Origin of the sequence: Streptomyces sp. NBC_00358 (assembly GCF_036099295.1) — a bacterium.
In the GTDB taxonomy this organism is placed as follows: Bacteria; Actinomycetota; Actinomycetes; order Streptomycetales; family Streptomycetaceae; genus Streptomyces.
In genome coordinates, this window is record NZ_CP107976.1 from 8,502,134 (window position 1) to 8,524,724 (window position 22,591).

Sequence of the window (22,591 nt, forward strand, 5' to 3'; positions counted from 1 at the left end):
TTCGCAGATCACAGAGGCCTTCTGAAGCATCATCAGGAGAGTCCTGCTTCTTTCATTGACAGCAGAAAATAAAGGCCCTAGGTTCCGGCCATGCGCTCGACCTCTCTCACCGAGGCGTTCCCGGCCCACACACCGGCCGCTTCCCAGATCTTCACCACCGTGCTGTCCCACGGCCCGCTCACACGGTCGGAGATGGCGGGGCGGACCCGGTTGTCGGCGGCGGCGGTCACCAAGGCTGTCCGGCCGCTGATCGAGGCCGGCTACCTCGTGGAGGACATCGCCGAGGACGCACGGCAGCCCGTCCTCGGGCGGCCCGCCAACCCGGTGCGGGTCGACGGCGGGAGGGCCCTGTTCCTGGGGATCAAGGTGACGGGCGACGAGCTCATCGCCGTACTCACCGATCTGTGCTGCCGCATCCGGGTCGCCCGGCGCGTTCCGCTCACCTCCCGCGAACCCAGGGCGGTACTGACCTCCGTGACGGGGCTCGTACAGGAACTGCTGACTGAGGCGGACGGCTTCGGGGTGCAGGTCCGAGGGCTCGGCCTCGCCGTCTCGGGTGACGTGGACCGGGCGGCCGGGGTGGTGCGCTACTCGCCGTTCCTGGAGTGGCGAGACATTCCCCTCGCCGAACTGGTCGCGGCCACGACCGGACTGCCGGTCACGCTCGACAACGACGTCCGGGCGCTGACGGTTGCCGAGCAGTGGTTCGGGGCCGGGGTGGGGCTGTCCGACTTCGCGCTGGTGACCGTCGGCGCGGGCATCGGCTGCGGTCTGGTGGTGCACGGACAGGTGGTGGCGGGTGCGCACGGCGTCGCCGGCGAGATCGGGCATGTGGCGATCGACCCGGCCGGTCCCCGCTGCCACTGCGGCAACCGGGGCTGCGTCGAGGCGATCGCCTCGGACCCCGCGATCGTCGGCCGGATCCGGGAGGTCACCGGCGTGAGCGTCGCCGACGCCACCGAGGCACTGGCCCTCGCCCACGACGGTGACCCCGGCGCCCGGGAGGTGTACGCCCGGGCGGGAGCGGCCATCGGCCGGGGCATAGCGACCGTGGCCAACCTACTGGGCCCCGAGCGCGTGATCATCTCCGGTGAGGGTCTGGCCGCCTACGACCTGTTCGCCGAGCAGATCCGTGACGCGTTCGCCGCGGCCGCCTTCGGCTCGGCCGCGGACTGCGACGTACAGACCCGGCCGCTGCCCTTCGAGGAGTGGGCGCGCGGAGCGGCGGCCACCGCGATCCAGTCCTTCATCACCACGGACCCGCGCTGAAGAGCGCCACGCCCTCAGGGGCGGGCGCGCGCCCAACGGCACACGCACCGACCAGCACGTACTGAAGAACAGCCAGAACAGCCAGAACAGCCAGAACAGCCAGAACAGCCATGCACCTCGGCTCGGGCAAGGGCTGAGCCGCCCCAACCCTGACCCCCCACAGGAGGCGCGACCCATGTGGTTGTCCCCGTATTCCGTCCTGCCTGTACGCACCCTGAGAGCCGTGGCGGTGTTCGCCCTCACGGCGAGCCTCGCGGCGACCGTCCCGGCTGCACAGGCCAAGACCCCGGTACCGCGCGAGACCCCCGTCACCACCCCCGTCGCCGCCAAGCCGTACATGGGCTGGTCGAGTTGGAGCATGCAGTCGTCGAAGTATCCGGGCCTCAACCCGGACGGCGACTACAGCTACCTCACCGAGGCGAACGTCCTGAAGCAGACGGACGCCCTCGCCGCCAAGCTGAAGAACTACGGCTACGACCACGTCGACATCGACGCCGGATGGTGGATGGACAAGACCTGGAAGCCGGGCTTCGACCGGTACGGACTCCAGAGACCCGACCCGGTCCGCTTCCCGCACGGCATGAAGTCGGTCGCCGACCACATCCACTCCAAGGGCCTCAAGGCCGGCATCTACCTGCCCGTCGGCCTGGAGAAGGGGGCGTACGGCGACGGCAGGACGCCGGTCCGGAACGCCCCCGACTGCACCACCGCCGACGTCGCCTACCCGGACCTGCGCACCACCAACGGCTGGGACAACGCCTACAAGTTGAACTTCGACAACCCCTGCGCGCAGAAGTACATCGACTCGCAGGCGCGGCAGTTCGCCGACTGGGGCTACGACTTCCTCAAGCTGGACGGCGTGGGGCCGGGCTCCTCCAAGTCCGGTGACAACTACGACAACGTCCCCGACGTCGCCGCCTGGCAGAAGGCCATATCCGCCACCGGGCGCCCGATCCACCTCGAACTCTCCTGGTCGCTCGACATCGGCCACGCCGCCGACTGGAAGAAGTACTCCGACGGCTGGCGCATCGACACCGATGTCGAGTGCTACTGCAACACCCTCGTCACCTGGGAGAACTCGGTCGACGACCGGTGGGAGGACGCCCCCGCGTGGAGCCGCAAGGCAGGGCCGGGCGGCTGGAACGACCTGGACAGCCTCGACGTCGGCAACGGCGAGATGGACGGCCTCACCAAGGCCGAGCGGCAGAGCTACATGACCCTGTGGGCCATCAACAAGTCGCCGCTGTTCACCGGTGACGACCTCACCAAACTGGACAGCTACGGCGTCTCCCTGCTGACCGACAAGGAAGTCATCGCCGTCGACCAGAACGACTCGCCCGTCGCGCGTCCGGTCACCACCGTCGGTGACCAGCAGGTCTGGGGCACCGAGAACGCCGACGGCAGCCACACCGTCGCCCTGTTCAACCTCGCCGACTCCCCGGCGTCCGTCACCGCCCAGTGGGCCTCCCTCGGATTCACCGGCAACGCCTCCGTGCGCGACCTGTGGAACAAGGCGGACCTCGGCACCTACAAGAACAAGATCACCGAGGCGCTGCCCGCACACGGCTCGCGGCTGTTCACCGTCGAGCCCGGCGGCGGCACACCGACCACCACGAGCTACGAGGCCGAGTCCGCCGCCAACACCCTGTCGGGCAACGCCTCGGTCGCCGGCTGCGACGCCTGCTCCGGCGGCAAGAAGGTCGGCGGCCTCTACACCGGCGGCACGTTGCGGTTCAACGACGTCACGGTGAGGAAGGACGGCATCTACACCGTCCGGGTCGCCTACGTCAGCGGCGACCCCCGCTCGGTGACCGTCTCCTCCGACAGCGGCAACGGCACCAGCGAGAAGTTCCCCTCCACGGGAGACTGGAGCACGGCCGAGACGGTCAGCGTCCAACTGGCGCTGAAGGCGGGCCCCAACACGATCACCTTCGACAGCGGCGGCGGATACGCCCCCGACATCGACAGGATCGTCGTTCCACAGTAGGTCGGAGTCCCGCGGTCGGTCCGGGACCGGCGGCTCGACCGAGTTCCGCCGTCCGCCCGACCCGCTTCCGGCGGGGCCCGGTGACACCACCCGGGCCCCGCGGGGACCCGCACCAGCCGACGGTCCGCAGCCGTCGTTCCCGCATGAGCCGCTCCCGGATATGGAGTGCACGACCGTGGACGTTCAGTACATCGCAGCACGCGACAACACCCCCAGCCGCAGAGGCTTCCTCGCCCTCGCCGCCGCAGCCGGCGCGGCCGCCGCACTGGGCGGTCCGGCCGCCTTCACCGCCTCGGCGGCCCCTCCGCGCCCCACCGCATCGCCCATGCTGTCCGCCGCCGACGCCGCGAAGAACCGGCTGTGGTGGCAGGCTCCCGGCTCCGCCGGGTCGATGATCGAGCAGGGGCTGCCGCTCGGGAACGGGCGTCTCGGCGCGCTCGCGAGCAACGACCCCGCCGACGAACTCCTGATGATCACCGACGCCACCCTGTGGACCGGCGGTCTCAACGACAAGCTGCAAAGTGACGGCCAATTCCCCTACGGACGCGACGACTTCGGCTCCCTGACGATGCTGGCCGAGCTCACCGTCGCCCTCCCCGACCACGACCTGGGCAACGTCAACAACTACCGTCGCTCCCTCGACCTGGCCCAGGGACTCATCAGCACCTCGTACGACATCTCCGGTGTCACCTACCGGCGGCAGATCTTCGCCAGCCGCCCCGACGACGCCATCGTCCTGTACTTCTCCCAGCAGGGCGGCGGCTCCTACACCGGTACCGTCTCCCTCGCGGGCACCCACGGCGAGTCCACCACCACCAGCAACGCGGGCCGTTGCACGTCGTTCGGCGCCTCCTTGGCCAACGGCCTGAAGTACGGCGCCGCCGTCACCGCGTACAGCGGCACGGGCAGGGTCCGGGCCGACGGTACGTCGATCGTTTTCAATGGCTGCAAGGACCTCACCGTCGTCGTCAGCGGCGGCACCAACTACGTGCCCGACGGGGCGACGAAGTTCCGCGACCCCTCGCTGGCACCGGAGCGCCTCGCCAGGGCCAAGGTCCTGAACGCGGCGGACCACTCGGCGAACACCCTGCTGCACACGCATGTCGCCGATTTTCGGGCCGTGTTCGGACAACTGGACATCGACCTCGGTGCGTCCTCCGCCGCGCAGCGCGAACTGGACACCGCGGAGCGGCTGCTGGCACGCCACCGGGACGACATCCCCGACCCGGAACTCGAAGCCGCCTACCTGCAGTTCGGCCGCTACCTCATGATCTCCGGATCGCGGGGGAGCCTCCCGATGGGTCTTCAGGGCCCCTGGCTGGACGGCAACGACCCGGACTGGATGGCCGACTACCACACCGACATCAACCTCCAGATGAACTACTGGATGGCCGACCGGGCGGGCCTGTCCGCCTGCTTCGACGCCTTCACCGACTACTGCCTCGTACAGCTTCCCGACTGGACGGAGGTCACCCAGCGGCTGTTCAACGACTCCAGCAACCGGTACCGCAACTCCAGCGGAAGGATCGCCGGCTGGACCGTGGCGATCTCCACCAACCCCTATGGCGGGGGCGGCTGGTGGTGGCACCCGGCCGGCAACGCCTGGATCTGCCAGAGCCTGTTCGAGCATTATGAGTACACGCAGGACCGCGCCTACCTCAAGAAGATCTACCCCCTCCTCAAGGGCGCCGTACAGTTCTGGGAGGCCCGACTCATCACCACGACCGTCACCGACGCGTCCGGGACCGAGCGCGAGGTACTGATCGCCGACAGCGACTGGTCGCCCGAGCAGGGCCCTCTCGACGCCAAGGGCATCACGTACGCCCAGGAACTGGTGTGGAACCTCTTCGGCAACTACCGCACCGCTACCGAGGCGCTCGGGAAGGACGCCGCCTACCGCAGGACCGTCGACGGTCTGCGGGGGCGCCTGTACCTGCCCGTGGTCAGCCCCAGGACCGGCTGGCTGGAGGAGTGGATGTCACCCGACAACCTCGGCGAGACCACCCACCGGCACCTCTCCCCGCTCATCGGCCTCTTCCCCGGCGACCGGATCCGGCCGGACGGCTCCACGCCGAAGGACATCCTCGACGGTGCGACCGCCCTGCTCACGGCGCGCGGGATGAACAGCTTCGGCTGGGCCAACGCCTGGCGCAGCCTGTGCTGGGCGCGGCTGAAGAACGCGGAGAACGCCTACCGGCTGGTCGTCGACAACCTGAAGCCGTCGGTCGACGGCAGCAACGGCAGTGCGATGAACCTCTTCGACATGTACGAGGTGGAGACGGGCCGCGGCATCTTCCAGATCGAGGCGAACTTCGGCACCCCAGCGGCGATCGTCGAGATGCTGGTCTACTCACGGCCCGGACACATCGAGCTGCTGCCCGCCCTGCCCGCCGCCTGGGCGGCATCCGGCTCGGTGTCCGGCGTGGGCGTCCGCGGCGGCTTCGTCGTCGACCTCGGCTGGAAGGACGGCAAGGTGACCCGGGCCACGCTGAAGAGCGTCGGCGGCCGCGAGACGACCGTCGTCATGGGCGGTGCCTCACACAGGATCAGCCTCGATCCCGGTGGATCCGTCACCCTGCGGGGCCTCGGATGAGCGGCGCCCGGGTGCGCCGCCGCGCCGTGGGCGTCGTATCGGCGCTGCTCCTCGCGGTCTACGGACCCCTGACCGCCTCGGCGGCGGCGCGTCCGGGTGTCGCGTCGGACACGCCGGTGACGCACGTCGCCGTGTCGCGGGCGAAGCACTCCGTGGTCACGTGGGGTGCCAGTGCCGACCGGCAGGGCGCGGGCCCCGCCGACCGCAGCTACCGGCTGGTCGTGCGTACCAGCGTCGGCGGCACGAACATGCGGATCCGGCTGTCCAACGCCTTCGGCGAGCACCCGGTGACCTTCGCGAGCGCGTACGCCGGGCTGCGGAAGCAGGGTGCGGAACTGGTGCACGGCTCCAACCGGCGGCTGTCGTTCGGCGGGGCCGCGTCCGTCACCGTCCCGGCCGGCGAGACCGTGTTCAGCGATCCGCTGCCCGGAGAACTGGCCGCCCAGAGCGACTTGGTCGTCAGCCTGTACGTGACCGGTGTCCAGGGACCGACGACCGGCCACGGCATGGCCATGCGGACCAACTACGCGACCGCGGGCGACCACGCGGCCGAGGAGGGAGCGGCCAACTGGACCGATCCGATGGGCTCCTGGTACTGGCTGGACGCGGTCGACGTGGAGACGCCGGCGGCCGTCGGCTCGGTGGTGACCCTCGGCGACTCCATCACCGACGGATGGGCCTCGACCACGGACGAGAACCGCCGCTGGCCCGACTATCTGTCCCGGCGGCTCCAGGCCGCGTCCGGGCTCACCGTGAAGGGGGTGGCGAACGAGGGGATCTCGGGCAACAAGGTGCTCGCGGACGGCGCCGGGCAGGCCGCTCCGAACAGACTCCGGCGTGACGTCCTTTCCCAGCCGGGGGTTCGCACGGTCTTCCTCTTCGAAGGCATCAACGACATCAAGGCCCATTCCGGTGTCACGGTGGACGACATGATCGCCGGCTATCGACAGATCATCGACCGGGCCCACGCGGCGGGCGAATGCGTCGTCGGCGCGACCGTCATGCCGTTCAAGGGCTGGTCCGAGTACGACGCCGCCTCCGAGGCCGTGCGCCAGGGCGTCAACGACTGGATCAGGCACAGCGGCGCGCTCGACGCCGTGACGGATTTCGACAGGATCACGCGCAATCCGTACGACCCGCGGCTGATCCTGCCGTTCTTCGACGGCGGCGATCACCTGCACCCCAACGACAAGGGGATGCAGGCGATGGCCGACGCGGTGGACCTGAAGAGCCTGACGTCCTGCTGACGTCAGGCCCCGCGCGGGGCGGTCAGGGGTACGAGACCACGGTGGACGGCACGGTCGACGTGCCCGACGTGGGCGCGCCGGTCTCGTTGACGACGTGCTCGTACTGACCCTGGCCGCCCAGTGAGACGACGAGCAGATCGTGGAACTTCACGCCCGGCTTGTTCGGCGCCTCGAAGCCGTGGTGCTGGACGATCGTCGGGTCCACGTTGTAGTAGCAGTAGCTCCCCAGGCCCCAGCCCTCATGGGTGGTCACGGAGTCGGCGACCTTGTAGGCCGCGTATCCCTTGACGCTCCCGTTCTGGACGGCGGCCTGGTTCGGCGCGTCGTACGCCTTCTCGTTCTGGAAGAAGATCGTGCGGCCCCGCTGCCCGTACCACTGCACGTCGTACTTGTTGAAGTGCTCGACGAAGAGCCCGGTGGCCAGGACGTCGTCGCCGTTGACGCGGATGCCGTAGTCGGCCCGGTTGGTGTCCCAGCCCACGCCGGTGCCGTGGTCGGCCCGCCAGACCCAGGTGTGGTCGACGATCGTGTGGCGGCTGTTGACGACCATGCTGGTCGTCGCCTTGCCGGCGCCGGCTCCGCCGATACGCACGAAGACGTCCTGCACGGTGGTCGGGTTGGCGGAGTGGTCCGTCGAGGCCCCGGCCGGACCGACCTCCAGGAGGGTCGCGGAGTTGACCGGCCCGGCGTCGATCAGGAATCCGGCGAGCCGGATCCCGTCGACGTCGGCGGTCCTGAGCACGGTGACGCCGTTGTCCGGGATCAGCGTGGCGTACCCGAGACCGAGGACCACGGTGCCCGCGCGGTTCACCTGGATCGGCTGGTCCAGGTGGTAGATCCCCGGTGTCAGCAGCAGGTGGAGGCCCTGGGTGAGCGCGGCGTTCAAAGTGGCGGCGGTGACACCGGGCTTGGCGACGTAGAACTGGCTGAGCGGCAGCGACGAGCCGCGCGGGGTGCCGTTGCCCCAGGTGACGCCGCGCGCGTTGGTGCGCTTCTCGGGCAGGAACACCCGGTACTCACTGCCGTTGAGGTACAGGAACGGCTTCTCCCGTGAGACCGGCGTGGTGTCGAGCGTGGTGTACGGCGGGTTCGGGAAGGACTGCGCGGGCGCGCCCTGGACACCCGAGAACACCATGTTCCAGACGGCGTTGACCCAGCCGCCCACCGAGCTGTCGCGGGTGTACCACTGCTGCTGCGAGTAGGGCCCGACCGAGCCGTCGATCCGGCTGTCGGCGATGTAGCCGCCGCTGGCCCAGCCGTAGCCGTTCGGGGCGAGGTTGAGGCCGCCCTTCACGTGCATACGACGGAACGGGGCGGCCTGGGCGACGGCCCACCGGTTGGTACCGCTGACCGGAGTGAGGGCCAGGTTCTCCGCCGAACGCCAGAAGTTCTGGGTGGCGTTGCCGTTGAACCACCCGGCGTCGACGGTCACGTCGCCGTTGATCGCCGTGTCGTCCGGCGACAGGCCGAGGCCCGCGATCGAGGTGTAGAAGCCGAGTTGGGCGTTGAGCCCGTTGTACGTCCCCGGCTTGAACAGGAACGCGTAGCGGCCCGTGCCGAACTGGGCGGACTCCTGCTGGTGGAAGACCTGGTCGAGCTTGGCCTGGATGCCCGGTGTCGAAGGGTCGAAGACGATGACGTTCGGGCCGAGATCGCCGCCGCCGGGAAGGGCCGACGGCTGCTGGGCGGACGCGGCGGGAGCGGCGGACGCCGGCGAGGACAGCGCGAGCAGTCCGGGCGCCGCCGCGCCGGCCGCCATGGCTCCGAGGACGGTGCGCCGCGCGACGGTGGAACGGCCGGGCTCCGGGACGTCTGTGGGGGTTCGAGACATGGGGGGCGACTCTCCTGGTTCAGGAAGTGAACGATGGGAGGTACGGGGGAGCGCTCTCTTGCCGATGCATGCTTCATCCAGGTGAACGGAGCGTCAAGAGTTGTGACCGGAGTCCCCGAGGTTGTTGCGGTCCGAGCCAGAACTCGCCCTGCATTTGGGATAGTTCATGCCTCTATGGCGGCAGGCGGAGATCGATCCGGGCCGGGGGATTGTGTTCAAGAGGTGCGCGCACCACGGGCCACCGTGATTCTTTGTCGACTCCCTTGACACTCCCGCGCAACCGCCACAACACTCCTCGGCGGGAGAGCGCTCTCCCGTTCCCTCGGCACATGTGATGGCCCGTCACGCGGGCGGCCCGGCGGCACCGTGCTCATCGCCGCTCCCGGTCGCCCGACCCCCACCGTTCCCATCGACGTGGCAGGAGGTCTCCATGGCACGGAGATCGAAGATCGTCTCAGGAATCCTGATGTCCAGCGCGCTGGTGCTGACCTCGCTCGGCCTGGCCGGAGTGGCGATGAGCGCCGACCCCGTGTCCGGTCCGGCGTCTTCCCCGGCCGGACCGGCGCCCGTCCCCGCGGCCCACGCGATGGCCGCCTCGACACTCTCCTCGCCCGAGGACCCGGACGGCGACGGCTACATCCTGGCGAACCCGCAGGTGACCGGGGTCGTCCCGTCCAAGGCGGATCCGACGCACCGCTACTTCCACGAGTTCCAGGCGAACTGTTCGGTCACCCGCACCAGGCCGGACGATCCGATCGTCTATCCGGGGCAGCCGGGCAAGTCCCACGATCACACCTTCATGGGCAACACCACGACCGAAGCGGCCAGCACCACCGCCTCGCTCGACGCCGGTTCGACGAGCTGCAAGGCCCCGGGAGACAAGTCGGCGTACTGGATGCCGACGCTGCTCAAAGGTGACACGCCCGTCCTGCCGGTGGGTCCGCAGGTCATCTACTACAAGGCGGGTGTCACCGACTACACCAGTGTGCGGCCCTTCCCGAAGGGGCTGCGGTTCGTCGTCGGCAGCCCCATGCAGTCCGCCGCCGACTTCCGCAACCACCGGGGATTCGTCGAAGGATGGGAGTGCGGCAACAGCTACTTCAACGTGGACTTCCCGCAGCAGTGCCCGAACACGGCCGACGTCCAGCTCAACATCCGCTTCCAGGCGCCCAGTTGCTGGGACGGCAAGTACCTGGACACACCGGACCACAAGAGTCACATGGCGTATCCGGTGGTCAATCCCGGCACGAACAACAACATCTGCCCGGACGACCACCCGGTCGCCCTGCCGATGATCGAGTTCAAGATGGCCTTCCCGGTCAACGGTGACATGTCTCAGGTCAGGCTCTCCAGCGGCGCCGGCTACTCGTTCCACTACGACTTCTTCAACGTGTGGGACCCGCCGACGCTCAAGGCGCTCGTCGACCACTGCGTCGTCGGCGGACTCCAGTGCGACGCCCGCGGCTACGACCAGACGCACCCCGAGGCGGGCGCGGCACTCGACGCGAACTACCGGCTTCCCTGACCGGGACGCCTCCCGCCGGCCCGGCGCACATCCCGGCCGGCGGGACCCCGCGCCCCCTCCCACCCGCACCCCTCACCCGTACACCGGACGGACACTCATGACCGGATCCCGTACCACCCGGCGCCGTATCGCGGCGCCCCTCACCGCGGGCCTGCTCGCCGCGGGAGCACTCGTCCTGCCGGCCCAGCAGGCCCAGGCGGCCGGCGGCGTCGTCAAGGTCACCGGCTCGCAGGGCAACTGGCAACTGACCGTCGACGGAAGCCCGTACCAGATCAAGGGACTCACCTGGGGGCCCGCCGTCGCCGACGCCGGGCGCTATATGCCCGACCTGAAGTCGATGGGCGTCAACACGGTCCGCACCTGGGGCACCGACGCCTCCAGCAAACCCCTCTTCGACGCGGCGGCCGCCCAGGGCATCAGAGTCATCGCCGGCTTCTGGCTGCAGCCCGGCGGCGGTCCGGGCAGTGGCGGCTGTGTGAACTACCTGACGGACACCGCCTACAAGAACCAGGTGCTCACGGAATTCCCCCAATGGGCCGCCACCTACAAGGACAACCCCGGTGTCCTGATGTGGAATGTCGGGAACGAGTCCGTGCTCGGACTCCAGAACTGCTACAGCGGGGACGAGTTGGAGCGCCAGCGCGACGCCTACACCACACTCGTGAACGACATCACCAAGAAGATCCACGCGGTCGACCCCAACCACCCGGTCACCTCCACCGACGCGTGGACCGGCGCCTGGCCCTACTACAAACGGAACGCGCCCGACCTGGACCTGTACGCGGTGAACGCCTACAACGCGATCTGCGATGTCAGGTCGGCCTGGGAGCAAGGCGGTTACACCAAGCCCTACATCGTCACCGAAACCGGCCCCGCGGGCGAGTGGGAGGTCCCGGACGACGCCAACGGCGTCCCCGCCGAACCCACCGACCGCGCGAAGGCCGACGGTTACACCCGGGCCTGGAACTGCGTCACCGGACACAAGGGCGTCGCGCTGGGCGCCACGATGTTCCACTACGGCACCGAGTACGACTTCGGGGGCATCTGGTTCAACCTGCTGCCCGCGGGCGAGAAGCGGCTGTCGTACTACGCGGTGAAGAAGGCGTACGGCGCCGACACCTCACGGGACAACACCCCGCCGGTCATCACCGACCTGGCCGTCGAGGGGGACGCGGGCAAGGTGCCCGCCGGACGCGACCTCACCCTCGCCGTCAAGGCCACGGACCCCGACGGTGATCCGATCACCTACGAGGTGCTGGACAACAGCATGTACATCGACCAGGGCAAACAGCTGAACTCGCTGCCCTTCACCGACCTCGGCGGCGGCCGGCTCAAGGTGACCGCGCCGGACCGGCCCGGTGTCTGGAAGTTCTACGTCAAGGCCAAGGACGGCAAGGGCAACGTCGGCGTCGAGACCCGCTCCGTGCGGGTGGTGCCGCCCACCCCGAGCGGCACGAACGTCGCCCAGGGCAAACCGGCCACCGCCTCCTCGTACCAGACGGGCGGCGGCGACTGCCCCTGCACCGCGGCGGGCGCGGTCGACGGCAACCTCAACACGCGTTGGGCCAGCGACTGGAGCGATCCCCAGTGGCTGCGTGTCGACCTGGGGACCCGCACCTCGTTCCGGCATGTGCAACTGGTCTGGGAGACCTCGTACGCCAAGGCCTACACCGTGCAGACCTCGGACGACGGGCAGAACTGGACCACCGTCCGCTCGGTCACCGACGGCAACGGGGGCGTCGACGACCTCGACGTGTCCGGCGCCGGCCGCTACGTACGGGTCGACGGCACGGCCCGGGGCACCGGCTGGGGCTACTCGCTGTACGAGTTCGGGGTCTACAACTGAACCACGCAACCAGGGGAGAGCGCTCTCCCGGAAAGAGGGCCGGACAGGTGCGCAGGACGGACGACGAGGCGGAGCGTGAGCGGCTCCTGGGGAAACTCACGCTCCGCGAGAAGGTCCGGCTGCTGACCGGCGCGACCACCTGGCGCACCGGAGCCGAGCCGGCCCTGGGGCTGCGGGAGATGGTCATGTCGGACGGTCCCGCCGGAGTGCGCGGGCAGTCCTGGGACGAGCGCGATCCCGCCCTGCTGCTGCCGTCGGCGTCCGCGCTCGGCGCCCTGTGGGACGAGGAACTGGTCGAGCGTCTCGGCGGACTCCTCGCCGCCGAGGCGCGCCGCAAGGGCGTCGACGTGGTCCTCGCACCGAACCTGAACCTCCACCGGACACCGCTGGGCGGGCGGCACTTCGAGTGCTTCTCCGAGGACCCCGAGCTGACCGGCCGCACCGGCGCCGCCCTCATCCGGGGCATCCAGGCGCACGGGGTGGCCGCCACCGCCAAGCACTATGTCGCGAACGACTCCGAGACCGACCGGCTGACCGTCGACGTACGGGTGTCCGATCGGGTCCTGCGGGAGGTGTACCTGGCGCCGTTCGAGGCGGCGGTCGAGGCCGGCGTCCGGGTCGTCATGGCCGGGTACAACGGCGTCAACGGCACCACGATGACCGCCAGTCCGCTGCTCATGGACCCCCTGAAGGGGGACTGGGGCTTCGACGGCGTGGTGGTCTCCGACTGGGGCGCGGTGCGCGCGGGCGACCCGGCCGCGCGTGCCGCCCTCGATCTCGTGATGCCGGGGCCGGAGGGCGTCTGGGGGAAGGAACTGGTGGCGGCCGTGGAGGCGGGGCGCGTTCCGCGGGCGGCCGTGGACGACAAGGTGCGCCGCCTGCTCGGGCTCGCCGCCGCGTGCGGCGCGCTCGGGGAACCGGCATCCGGGCGGGAAGTGGCGTCCGGGCGGGAAGTGGCGTCCGGGCGGGAAGTGGCGTCCGGGCGGGCACCGGCGTCGTCGCCCGGTCCGGGTCCGGGGCCCCTGCGGGAGGCGGCGTCGGTGCCGGGGCGGCCGGAACCGGCTCTCGCGGCGGGCCGGTCCGAGCGGTCGGAATCGCCGTCCGCGGCGGCATGGACGGAACCCGCGGAGCCGCGGTTCGCCGCAGCGCGGTCCGAACGGCCGGAACCGCCGTCCGTGTCTGTGCCGCCGCAGGGCGTCGGGCCCGTCGTGCGGCCGGGCGACGCCCGAGAACTGCTGCGGGGCGCCGTCGCCGCGAGTGCCGTTCTGCTGCACAACCGCGGTGTCCTCCCGCTCGATCCCGGCCGGCTGCGTACCGTCGCCGTGATCGGCGCGCACGCTGTGCTGCCACGCACGCAGGGAGGCGGCAGCGCGGGGGTCTTCCCCGAGCGGGTCGTCACCCCGCTGGACGGCATCAGAGCCGCGCTCGGCGACCGGGTGCACGTCCGGCACGCGCCGGGCCCCTCGACCGGCGCCCCTCCGTCACCCCTGGCCCCGGACCTGTGCACCGATCCCTTGACGGGCGATCCCGGCGTCCGGCTGCGCCTGCTGGACGCGGCCGGGAGTGAACTGCTCTCCGAACACCGCATCAGCGGGCGCCAGTTGGAGCCGCCGCTGGTACCGGGCGCGCACACCGTCGAGATCAGCGCCCTGCTGCTTCCCGGAGCGTCGGGGCCGTGGACGCTCGGAGTCGGCGGCTTCGGGCGGCTGAGCGTCGAGGTCGACGAACACGTCTTCCTGGAAGGGGAGTTCGCCAAGGAGACCGACGATCCGGCGGTCGTCCACGTGAACCCGCCCGTCCACTGTGCGCGGGTACCTCTCACGGCCGGGCGCGCGGCTCGCGTGGTGACACGCCGCGAACTCGCCCCGGGGACCGGCCGGGCCACCGTGGCGACCGCGGCCCAGCCGCGCCCCGACGACACGGTGGCCCTGGCCGACGCGGTGCGGGCGGCCCGCGACGCGGACGCGGTGGTCGTGGTCGTCGGCACCACCGAGCACGGTGAGTCGGAGGGATACGACCGGACGGATCTGGGCCTCGGCGGCGGCCAGGACGAACTGGTCCGGGCGGTGACCGCGGCCCATCCGCGCACGGTCGTCGTCGTCAACAGCGGCGGACCGGTGGAACTGCCCTGGCGCGCGGCGGCCGGAGCCGTTCTGCTGACCTGGTTCCCCGGGCAGGAGGGCGGCGCGGGCCTCGCCGATGTGCTCTTCGGGCGCGCCGAACCCGGTGGCCGGCTGCCCACGACCTGGGCCGCCGCTCTCGCCGACGCGCCCGTCACCCGGACCCGGCCCACGGGCGGACGTCTCGGCTACACCGAGGGCCTGCACCTCGGCTACCGGGCCTGGGCGCGCCACGACCGCGAACCGGCCTACTGGTTCGGACACGGACTCGGCTTCACCACCTGGGCGTACGAGGGGCTGGGCGTCCCCGACGACATCGTGGCCGGCGAGCCGTTCACCGTACGGGTCGAGCTGCGCAACACGGGCCCGCGCCCCGGACGCGAGGTCGTCCAGGTCTATCTCGCCGGGCCTCCCGGCCCCCTGGAGCGTCCCGAACGATGGCTCGCCGGATACACCGCGGTGAACGCCGACCCGGGCGAACGCGTCACGGTGCCGGTGCGCGTACCGGCCCGCGCGCTGCGGTACTGGGCCGAGGAGGAGCACGTGTGGCGCGTACAGCCGGGGCGCTACCGGGTGCTCGCCGGCTGCTCCGCGGGTGCTCTGCCGCTGACGGCCACCGCGCTGGTCCGGGCCCCCGGCTGAGCGCCCGGCGGCCGGGGAGAGCGCTCTATCCCGAGGCGGTGCCGTGCGGTTAGGGTGCCGCCATGAGCAGACAGGCTCCCACGCTGGAGGATGTCGCGCGGGAGGCCGGAGTCTCCCGCGCGACCGTGTCCCGGGTCATCAACGGTGTCCGCAACGTCGATCCCGGGATCCAGGAAGTGGTCCGCGAGGCCATCGAGCGGACCGGGTACGCGCCCAACCGGGCCGCCAGATCACTCGTCACCCGGCGCAGCCAGACGGTGGCCCTGATCGTCTCCGGCGCGGGCGACACCCCGGGGGAGGAGCAGAACGCCTTCGCCGCACGGGTGTTCGCGGACCCCTTCTTCGGACGGGTCGTCAGCGGCGTGGTGGGGTTCCTGCGCCCCCGTTCGATGCACCCGCTGCTGATGTTCGCCGAATCCGCGGAGACCAGGAGTCAGGTACTGACGGACCTGAGGCAGGGCAGTGCGGACGGCGCCCTCGTCGTCTCCACGCACGCCGACGATCCGCTGCCCGCGCTGCTCGCCGACGCCGGTCTGCCCGCCGTCCTCTTCGCCCGGCCCTCCCGCCCGGTGCGGCTCAGCTATGTCGATCTCGCCCACCGCGAGGGGGCGCGGCTGGCGGCCGAGCATCTGCTGAAGCGGGGGTGCCGGCGGATCGTCACCGTCACCGGGCCGCTCGGCGTGGCCGCGAGCCAGGACCGCCTCGCCGGGTTCCGCGACACGATGGCCCGCAGGGGACATCCGTACGTCCCTGTCGCCGAGGGCGGGTTCACCCTGGACAGCGGGATGGCGGCCATGTCCGGGCTGCTGGCCGAACACCCGGACGTGGACGGGGTGTTCGCCGCCAACGACCTGATGGCCCAGGGTGTGTGCCAGGTGCTGAGGGAGCGGGGCCGACAGGTGCCGGACGATGTCGCGGTGGTCGGCTTCGACGACTCCAGCGTGGCGGTGACGTGCAGGCCTCCGCTGACCACGGTGCGGCAGCCGGTGGAGGAGATGGCCGCGGCGATGGCCGCTCTCCTCGACGAGCACATCCGGGGCGTACGCACCGAACCCACGTCGTTGATCTTCGACCCGGAACTCGTGATCCGCGCGTCCGCGTAGCCGCGTACGGCACCCCGCGGTGCCGCCCGTCACCGCGGGGTGCGGTGACGGGCGGTGCGTGCGCCCTGGCTCGGCGGCGCCTACGCGCCTCGGCACGGTGTACCGGACAGAGGTCGGGGCGTCCTGGGCGGTGGCGGCCGCGGTTTCTCGGGCGGAGGGTGGGGCGCGCGTGCCGGACGGACGGCCCCGCGTCTTCGAGTCTGCCCGTGCCGGTGGCGGACACTGGAGCGGTCAGGATCGACGAGCACCCGGCCGGGCACGCGGGCCGGCGAAGGAAGGCAGGCGCATGACCCACCCGATCACCGCGGGCGTGGACGGATCGCCCGAGAGCAGGGCGGCCCTGGCCTGGTCGGGCCGCGAAGCCGTCCGCCGGGGTGTGCCCCTGCGGGTGGTGTACGCCTGGCACTGGCCGCCGCACGACATGGTCGGCGGTGGTGACCGGGAGGACCAGGTGCGCTGGGCCCACGGCATGATCGAGGACGCGGCCCGCACGGTCGCCGGCCGGCACGGCGACCTGCCGGTCACGGTCGATGTGATCGACTCCGCCGGAGGCGACGTGGTCGAGGCGCTGCTTCGCGTCGCGGCCGAGACCGGGACACTGGTCCTCGGTTCGCGCGGATACGGCGCGTTCGTCGGCTTCCTGCTCGGTTCCGTCGGGCAGCGGGTGATCTCCGAGGCGCCCTGCCCGGTCGTGCTGGTGCGTTCGGAGGACCGGCCCGAAGGGGAGGCGGGCGGCCGGGAGATCGTCGTGGGCCAGCAGGGCGGTCCGGAGGACGGCGCGCCCGCTCTCCGTTTCGCGTTCGAGACCGCGGCGGCCCGGGGCGCGGCGGTGCGGGTCGTACGGGCCTGGAGTCTGCCGCCGGTGTTCGCGTACAGCCCGGGTTCGCTGAAGATGCTGGACGAGGTCGGTGGCCTGGAACCGTACGAGAGGAAGGCGCTGGCGGAGGCGGTTCAGCCGTGGCGGGAGCGCTTTCCCGAGGTGCCCGTCACCCAGCATGTCGAGATGGGCAGCGCGGGCCAGGTGCTGCTGGCCCTCTCCGACCGGGCGCAGCTGATGGTCGTCGGGCGCCGGACCGAGCGCTCCGCGGTCGGTGGGCGGATCGGTTCGGTGGCGCACGCGGTGATGCACCACGCGCCCTGCCCGGTGGCGGTGGTCCCGCACTCCTGAAGGCCCGCCGGAACGCGGCCCAGGTGCCGCAGGTCCCTTTCAAGTCCCCCGAAAGCACCCGGTGTCGAGGTCAGGTGCGGCCAGTTCCCGGCAGAGCCGGATATCCGGGAAACGGGTCGGCACAGGTTCACGGGGATGGCGAGGGGGACGCCCCGACCGGTCGCGGAACGAGCGGCGGCCCGGATTCCGGGCGGAGTTCGCCCGCCAAGGCCTCGGGTGGGAACGGTCATGAGGGACCGGGACCGGCCGCGGCGTCTACGTGTTGTCGGCCCGGGACATCCGCAGGGCGAGATCCTGGAGCAGATCGGCCGTACTGACGTCGGTCCGGCCGGAGTCGTGGAGGTCGGCGAGTTCGGAGAAGAGGAACGCGAAGGCGCCCACCAAGGAGATGGCGGCGGGCAGATACGCGTCCGCGACCGCCTGCCCGGCCTCGGCGGGCCCGGCGTCGCCGGGCACCTCGACGCGCGGGAACACCTCGGTGACAAGGGAGCCCAGATTGTTCTCGGCCGACTCGACGCCGGCCTCCTCGTCCTGGGCGATCCTGCGCACCATGGCGTTGGTCTCGGTGAGCACGCCGATGGCGCGCAGGATGATCTCCGTCTGTTCCATGTCGTGAGCCTAAACGGGCGAAGCCCCGCTGTGGCCTGGATCTTGGTGTCGGATGGTAGACAGGGACCATGAACGACTTCTCCCGCTCCCGCCGGGCCGGCGCGCGATGACCGCAGGCATCGACACTCCCGACCGCCGGGGCCGCACCGGACTCGATCAGGTGGGCCGCGATCTGACCGGCAACCCACGGGTCAGGATCCGCGACGTACAACTCCTGTCCTGCCACTGGTACGTGGAGCGCACCACCACCTTCGACCTCAGGCTCGCCGACGGAACCTGGAGCACCCAGGAGCGCGAGACCCACGACCGCGGCAACGGCGCCACCCTCCTGCTGTACGACGCCGATCGCGAAACCGTGCTGCTGACCAGGCAGTTCCGCTATCCCGTGTACGTCAACGGACACCCCGACGGCATGCTGATCGAGACACCGGGCGGCCTCCTCGACGAGGCGGACGAGCATCCCGAGGTCGCCGTACGGCGCGAGGTCATCGAGGAGACCGGGCACACCGTCGGCGCGGTCGAGCACGTATTCGACGTCTATATGAGTCCGGGTTCGGTCACCGAGCGGGTGAGCTTCTACGCCGCCACCTACGGCGAGTCCACCCGCACCCATGAGGGCGGCGGACTCGACGAGGAGGGCGAGGACATCGAGATGGTCGAACTGCCCTTCCGTGACGCCCTGGCGATGGTCCGCACCGGGGAGATCGCCGACGCCAAGACCATCATGCTGTTGCAGTGGGCCGCGCTGGAGGGCCCGTTCAAGGGGGCTTGACCTGAAGAGCACTCCAGGGCCCAGACTCCCGTTCAGGCCCGGCGACTTCGGGCCCGAACGGGAGGAGCACCATGCGGTACCGCACGATCGGCACGGACCCGAGGACCCGCCGTGAGGTGAGCGTGCTCGCGCTCGGCGCGATGCTGTTCGGCTCACTGACCGACGAGAAGACCTCCTTCGCCGTACTCGACCGCTATGCCGAGGCCGGGGGCAACTTCATCGACACGTCCGACAACTACGCCTTCTGGACCGACGGCGGCCAGGGCGGCCAGAGCGAGGAACTGCTCGGCCGCTGGCGGCGCAGCCGGGGCATCGGCGACGAGATCGTCCTCGCCACCAAACTCGGCGCACGGCCACTGGCCCCCGGCACCGACTACGTCGACAACCCCGAGGGCCTGTCCGCCGCGGTGATCCGCGAGGCGTCCGAGCGGAGCCGGGAACGTCTCGGCGTGGAGCGGATCGATCTTCTCTACGCGCACATCGAGGACCGCGCCGTCGCGCCGGGCGAGACCGTCGGGGCGTTCGCCGAACTCGTCGCCGAAGGCGCCGTGGGACTCCTCGGCGTGAGCAACCACGCCGTCTGGCGCGTAGAGCGGGCCCGCGCACTGGCAGCCGCGGCCGGGCTGCCCGGCTACGAGGTCCTCCAGTACCACCACAGCCTGCTGCGCCCCCGCTCCGACATACCGAGCGGGCTCTTCCCGGAAGGCGGTCTCGGCGCGGCGACCGGCGAACTCGTCAGCTACCTGGGAGCCGAACCGGGTCTGACCCTGGTCGCCTACTCGCCCCTGCTGGGCGGCGCATACGGGCGACGTGACAAACCGCTGCCCTCCGACTACGACCACCCGGGGAACACCGCCCGGCTCACCGTGCTGCGGGAGGTGGCCGACGAGACGGGGGCGACCCTCAACCAGGTCGTGCTCGCCTGGCAGATCGGCGGCGACCTGCCGGTGATCCCGCTGGCCGGTGCCTCCTCGGTGGCGCAACTGGAGGAGAATCTGGCAGCGCTGGACCTGGAACTGACGGCGGACCAGCGGGCCCGCCTGGACGCGGCCCACTGACACCTTCGAGCCCGGCGGGCCGGAAGGCGCTCCAGGACCCGGGCACGACCGGCCGGCGATCCGGCCGGTCACCGCTGCCGCGTGATCCGGACGCCTCCGCTACGGGCGTCCACCGACGCGGGGTGTCCGGCGGGTGGTGAGCAGCAGGGCGATGTCGTCGGGGCGCTCGTTGGCGCGCCGGGCCTCCGCGGTGAGCAGATCGGCGGCGCGGGAGAGGGAGGGGCCGCCCGACCTGAGGTACTGCGGCGGGCCCGCCTCGGCCAGCGTCGCGCGCAGGGCCTCGACCCCCTCGTCGATGTCCGTGCCGGGCCGCTCGACCAGGCCGTCCGTGTACAGGGCCAGCACCGCCCCGGGCTCCAGCACCAGATCCGTCACGGGGTAGTCGGCCTGCGGATCCACGCCGAGCACCACACCGCCGGGCAGGTCCAGCACCTCGGTGCGGCCGTCGGGATGGCGCAGCAGCGGCTGCGGATGCCCGGCCCGCGCGGCCTGCGCGACACCGGTCAGCGGGTCGACCCGGATGTAGCAGCAACTCGCGAACTGGCCCGGGTCGAGGTCGATGAGCAGCCGGTTGGTGCCGCTCATCACCTCGTCCGGAGGATGGTCGCCGAGGGCGAACGCCCGGACCGCGCTGCGCAGTTGACCCATGGTGGCGGCGGCCTGCACACCGTGTCCCTGTACGTCTCCGATGACCAGGGCGAGCCCGTCGCCGGCCTCGACGACGTCGTACCAGTCGCCGCCCACGTCCATGCCGACGGTGCCGGGCAGATAGCGGCCCGCCGTCTGCACCAGGGGATGCGCCGACAGCCGGTGCGGCAGCAGGGCCTCCTGAAGGCCGCGGGCGAGCGCGGACTCGTTGTCGTAGCGCCGCGCCCGCTCCAGGGACTGCGCGATCAGGCCGGCGAGCGCGGTGAGGACCGTACGCTCCTCGGTGCTGAAGTCGCGGGGCCGGTCGAACCCGAGGATGCACGAGCCGACCGGGCGCCCGGAGGCGATGAGCGGAAGGAAGGCACGGGCCCCGACCGTGGCGTCCAGGGCGATGCCCGGATAGGCGGCGGCCAGTTGCTGCATCGACTCGAAGAAGAGCGGCCGGCCGCTGGTGAGGGCCTCGACCCCGGGCAGTTTGGCGTCCAGGCCCACGCCGTCGAAGGGGGCGAGGAAGCCCTGCGGGAAGCCGGTCTCCCAGGCCAGGTAGAGCCGGCGGTCCTGGAGCAGATAGATGGCCAGGCGGCGGCTGCCGAACGCGGGCAGCAGCTCGCGCATCACCACCTCGGACACCTGCCGCGCGGTCACGGCCTCGGTCAGCGCGATGGCGAGGACGATGGGCCGGTACTGCGGTGCCGTGCTGGTGACCTCGCTGTCGGGTTCCTCCAGTTCGGCCCGTACGGCCTGCGTCGCCTCCGCTTCGAAGGGAGCGTTCCCGGTGGCCTCCGCGGCCCGCCCCAGCGGCATGATCTTGCAGGTGACCCCCCTGGGGCCGGGATAGACGGAGACGCTCAGCCAGGTTCCCGTGCCGTCTCCCGGAGACGCCCCGGTGCCGCTCCCCAGCGGACTGCGGGCCCGGAAGTGCACCGGGTCCGGCGAGAGCAGCGCGCTGCGCAGATGATCCTCGTACGCGGGGTGGTCCATCCAGGGCACCACGTCCCACAGCAGCCGCCCCAGCAGCTCGCCGCGCGGGCGGCCGAGCAGCCTGGCGGCGCGGGGATTGGCGTAGGTGATCAGCCCGAGCCGGTCGATCGCGAAGACGCCCTCGGGGAGCTGGTCGGCCGCTCCGTCCGCCGCGGGTCCCGGTCCCGGGTCGACGAGCGCGCCGCTGACCCGGTACGGCGTGCTGCCCGCCTCCCCCGAGGTCCACAGCTCAAGGAGCCGCAGCCCGCCGCCGCCGGTGCGGACCGGCAGCGGATGGGGCGGGGGGCGGCCGGCGGCGGTCTCGCGCAGGGCGGCCAGCAACAGCCGGGGGTCGTCGTGGGCCAGTGCCTCCGCGAAGGCCTCGGGCGTCCCCGCGAAGGCGTCCTGGGGGATACCGAGCAGTGCCCACAGGGCGTCGTCCGCGATCAGCGTGCCGTCGTCGGGATCCCAGGTGAAGCCCCCGACGCAGCGGGTGGACGGGCCGTCCGCGGGAGGCCGTGTGCCCAGCGGCTCGTCGTCCCACAGGACGCTGGACCCGTCCTTGTCGAGCAGTGCCAGGGCGGTTCCGAGCGCCTCCGCCACCGCGGTCATCCGGTCGCGGTCCGGCAGCACCTCGGTGGCGTCCGAGGCCGGCGGGCGCAGCACGGTGAGGACGCCGTACGAGGTGGAGTCGCCGACGACCGGGACGTAGAGCGATCCGAACTGGAACGGCAGCCCCGCCGCGAGCTGCGGATAGCGGCGCATCGTCTCCGCCGGATCGGCGAGCAGCACCTCCACCCCGAGCCGATGGGCGTCCGCGACCGGAAACGGCCGGTCCATGTGCATGCGCCACCAGGGGCGGAAGAGGGGGCCCGGGAGCCCCGCGAGCACCGCGAGACGCAGCAGGCCGGGTGTTCGGGAGCGCAGATAGACGCCGCCCGCGAAGCCGCGGGCGGCCCGGATCGCGTCCGTCACGGCGTCACTGAGCAGGGAGGCCAGGCTGTCCGGCGCCCGGTCCTCACGCTCGGCGCTCCCTGTCATCGATCTGCCCTCGTCCGCCCGCCGCCAGGGGGGTAACACAGCAAGAATGCGCCTCTCAGGTCCCTGACCGCACCTCGACGTCCTCCGCGGCACCAGGACGTGAGGCCATTCTTCCCGGCCGTGCCCGGATGTGCCCGGCGTGAGGACACCGGGCCGGACGTCGTGCGGGAGC

At 71.3% G+C, this 22,591-nt stretch carries 14 protein-coding genes; 11 read left to right on the top strand and 3 right to left on the bottom strand.

The annotated features are described in order from the left end of the window. Positions 1-90 precede the first annotated feature (90 nt). From OHT01_RS36385 to OHT01_RS36400, 4 genes are all read left to right on the top strand, one after another. Positions 91-1,269 carry an ROK family transcriptional regulator gene (locus tag OHT01_RS36385; RefSeq protein ID WP_328557369.1) on the top strand — a complete coding sequence of 393 codons (1,179 nt, stop codon included), beginning with the start codon at positions 91-93 and terminating at the stop codon, positions 1,267-1,269. A 175-nt stretch (positions 1,270-1,444) separates the two neighbouring features. Next, positions 1,445-3,256: an alpha-galactosidase D gene (locus OHT01_RS36390; RefSeq protein ID WP_328557370.1), complete on the top strand. Its 1,812-nt coding sequence runs from the start codon at positions 1,445-1,447 to the stop codon at positions 3,254-3,256. A gap of 160 nt (positions 3,257-3,416) precedes the next feature. Then, a complete protein-coding gene (locus tag OHT01_RS36395; protein ID WP_328557371.1) occupies positions 3,417-5,849 on the top strand; it encodes a glycosyl hydrolase family 95 catalytic domain-containing protein in 2,433 nt (810 codons plus the stop codon). Then, the gene (locus tag OHT01_RS36400; RefSeq protein WP_328557372.1) at positions 5,846-7,096 is read left to right on the top strand and encodes an SGNH/GDSL hydrolase family protein; all 1,251 of its coding nucleotides are present in this window, start codon (positions 5,846-5,848) and stop codon (positions 7,094-7,096) included. Before OHT01_RS36395 ends, OHT01_RS36400 begins: the two co-directional genes overlap by 4 nt. 22 nt (positions 7,097-7,118) lie before the next feature. Here the strand turns inward: OHT01_RS36400 and OHT01_RS36405 are convergent, their stop codons facing one another. Beyond that, the gene (locus tag OHT01_RS36405; protein WP_328557373.1) at positions 7,119-8,927 is read right to left on the bottom strand and encodes a coagulation factor 5/8 type domain-containing protein; all 1,809 of its coding nucleotides are present in this window, start codon (positions 8,925-8,927) and stop codon (positions 7,119-7,121) included. Positions 8,928-9,357: 430 nt separating this feature from the next. On the opposite strand from OHT01_RS36405, the gene OHT01_RS36410 reads away from it, so the two are divergent. From OHT01_RS36410 to OHT01_RS36430, 5 genes are all read left to right on the top strand, one after another. Further along, positions 9,358-10,452, top strand: coding sequence for a DUF1996 domain-containing protein (locus tag OHT01_RS36410; RefSeq protein ID WP_328557374.1), 1,095 nt, complete (start codon positions 9,358-9,360; stop codon positions 10,450-10,452). Between the two features lie 97 nt (positions 10,453-10,549). Next, a complete protein-coding gene (locus OHT01_RS36415) occupies positions 10,550-12,298 on the top strand; it encodes a discoidin domain-containing protein (RefSeq protein ID WP_328557375.1) in 1,749 nt (582 codons plus the stop codon). Between the two features lie 47 nt (positions 12,299-12,345). Then, positions 12,346-15,060 (top strand): glycoside hydrolase family 3 C-terminal domain-containing protein, encoded by a 2,715-nt coding sequence (locus tag OHT01_RS36420; RefSeq protein WP_328557376.1) that lies wholly within the window; start codon positions 12,346-12,348, stop codon positions 15,058-15,060. A gap of 62 nt (positions 15,061-15,122) precedes the next feature. Continuing rightward, entirely contained in the window at positions 15,123-16,163 is a 1,041-nt protein-coding gene (locus tag OHT01_RS36425) for a LacI family DNA-binding transcriptional regulator (RefSeq protein WP_328557377.1), read from the top strand. A gap of 286 nt (positions 16,164-16,449) precedes the next feature. Further along, complete coding sequence (locus OHT01_RS36430; RefSeq protein ID WP_328557378.1) at positions 16,450-17,331, top strand: universal stress protein; 882 nt, start codon at positions 16,450-16,452, stop codon at positions 17,329-17,331. Between the two features lie 255 nt (positions 17,332-17,586). On the opposite strand, the gene OHT01_RS36435 is transcribed toward OHT01_RS36430, so the two are convergent. Next, the gene (locus OHT01_RS36435; RefSeq protein WP_328557379.1) at positions 17,587-17,940 is read right to left on the bottom strand and encodes a hypothetical protein; all 354 of its coding nucleotides are present in this window, start codon (positions 17,938-17,940) and stop codon (positions 17,587-17,589) included. A 106-nt stretch (positions 17,941-18,046) separates the two neighbouring features. On the opposite strand from OHT01_RS36435, the gene OHT01_RS36440 reads away from it, so the two are divergent. After that, positions 18,047-18,712, top strand: coding sequence for an NUDIX domain-containing protein (locus OHT01_RS36440; RefSeq protein ID WP_328557380.1), 666 nt, complete (start codon positions 18,047-18,049; stop codon positions 18,710-18,712). A gap of 71 nt (positions 18,713-18,783) precedes the next feature. Next, entirely contained in the window at positions 18,784-19,770 is a 987-nt protein-coding gene (locus tag OHT01_RS36445; protein ID WP_328557381.1) for an aldo/keto reductase, read from the top strand. A 99-nt stretch (positions 19,771-19,869) separates the two neighbouring features. On the opposite strand, the gene OHT01_RS36450 is transcribed toward OHT01_RS36445, so the two are convergent. Continuing rightward, on the bottom strand, positions 19,870-22,419 hold the full coding sequence (locus OHT01_RS36450; protein ID WP_328557382.1) for a SpoIIE family protein phosphatase: 2,550 nt from the start codon (positions 22,417-22,419) through the stop codon (positions 19,870-19,872). Between the last annotated feature and the right edge of the window lie 172 nt (positions 22,420-22,591).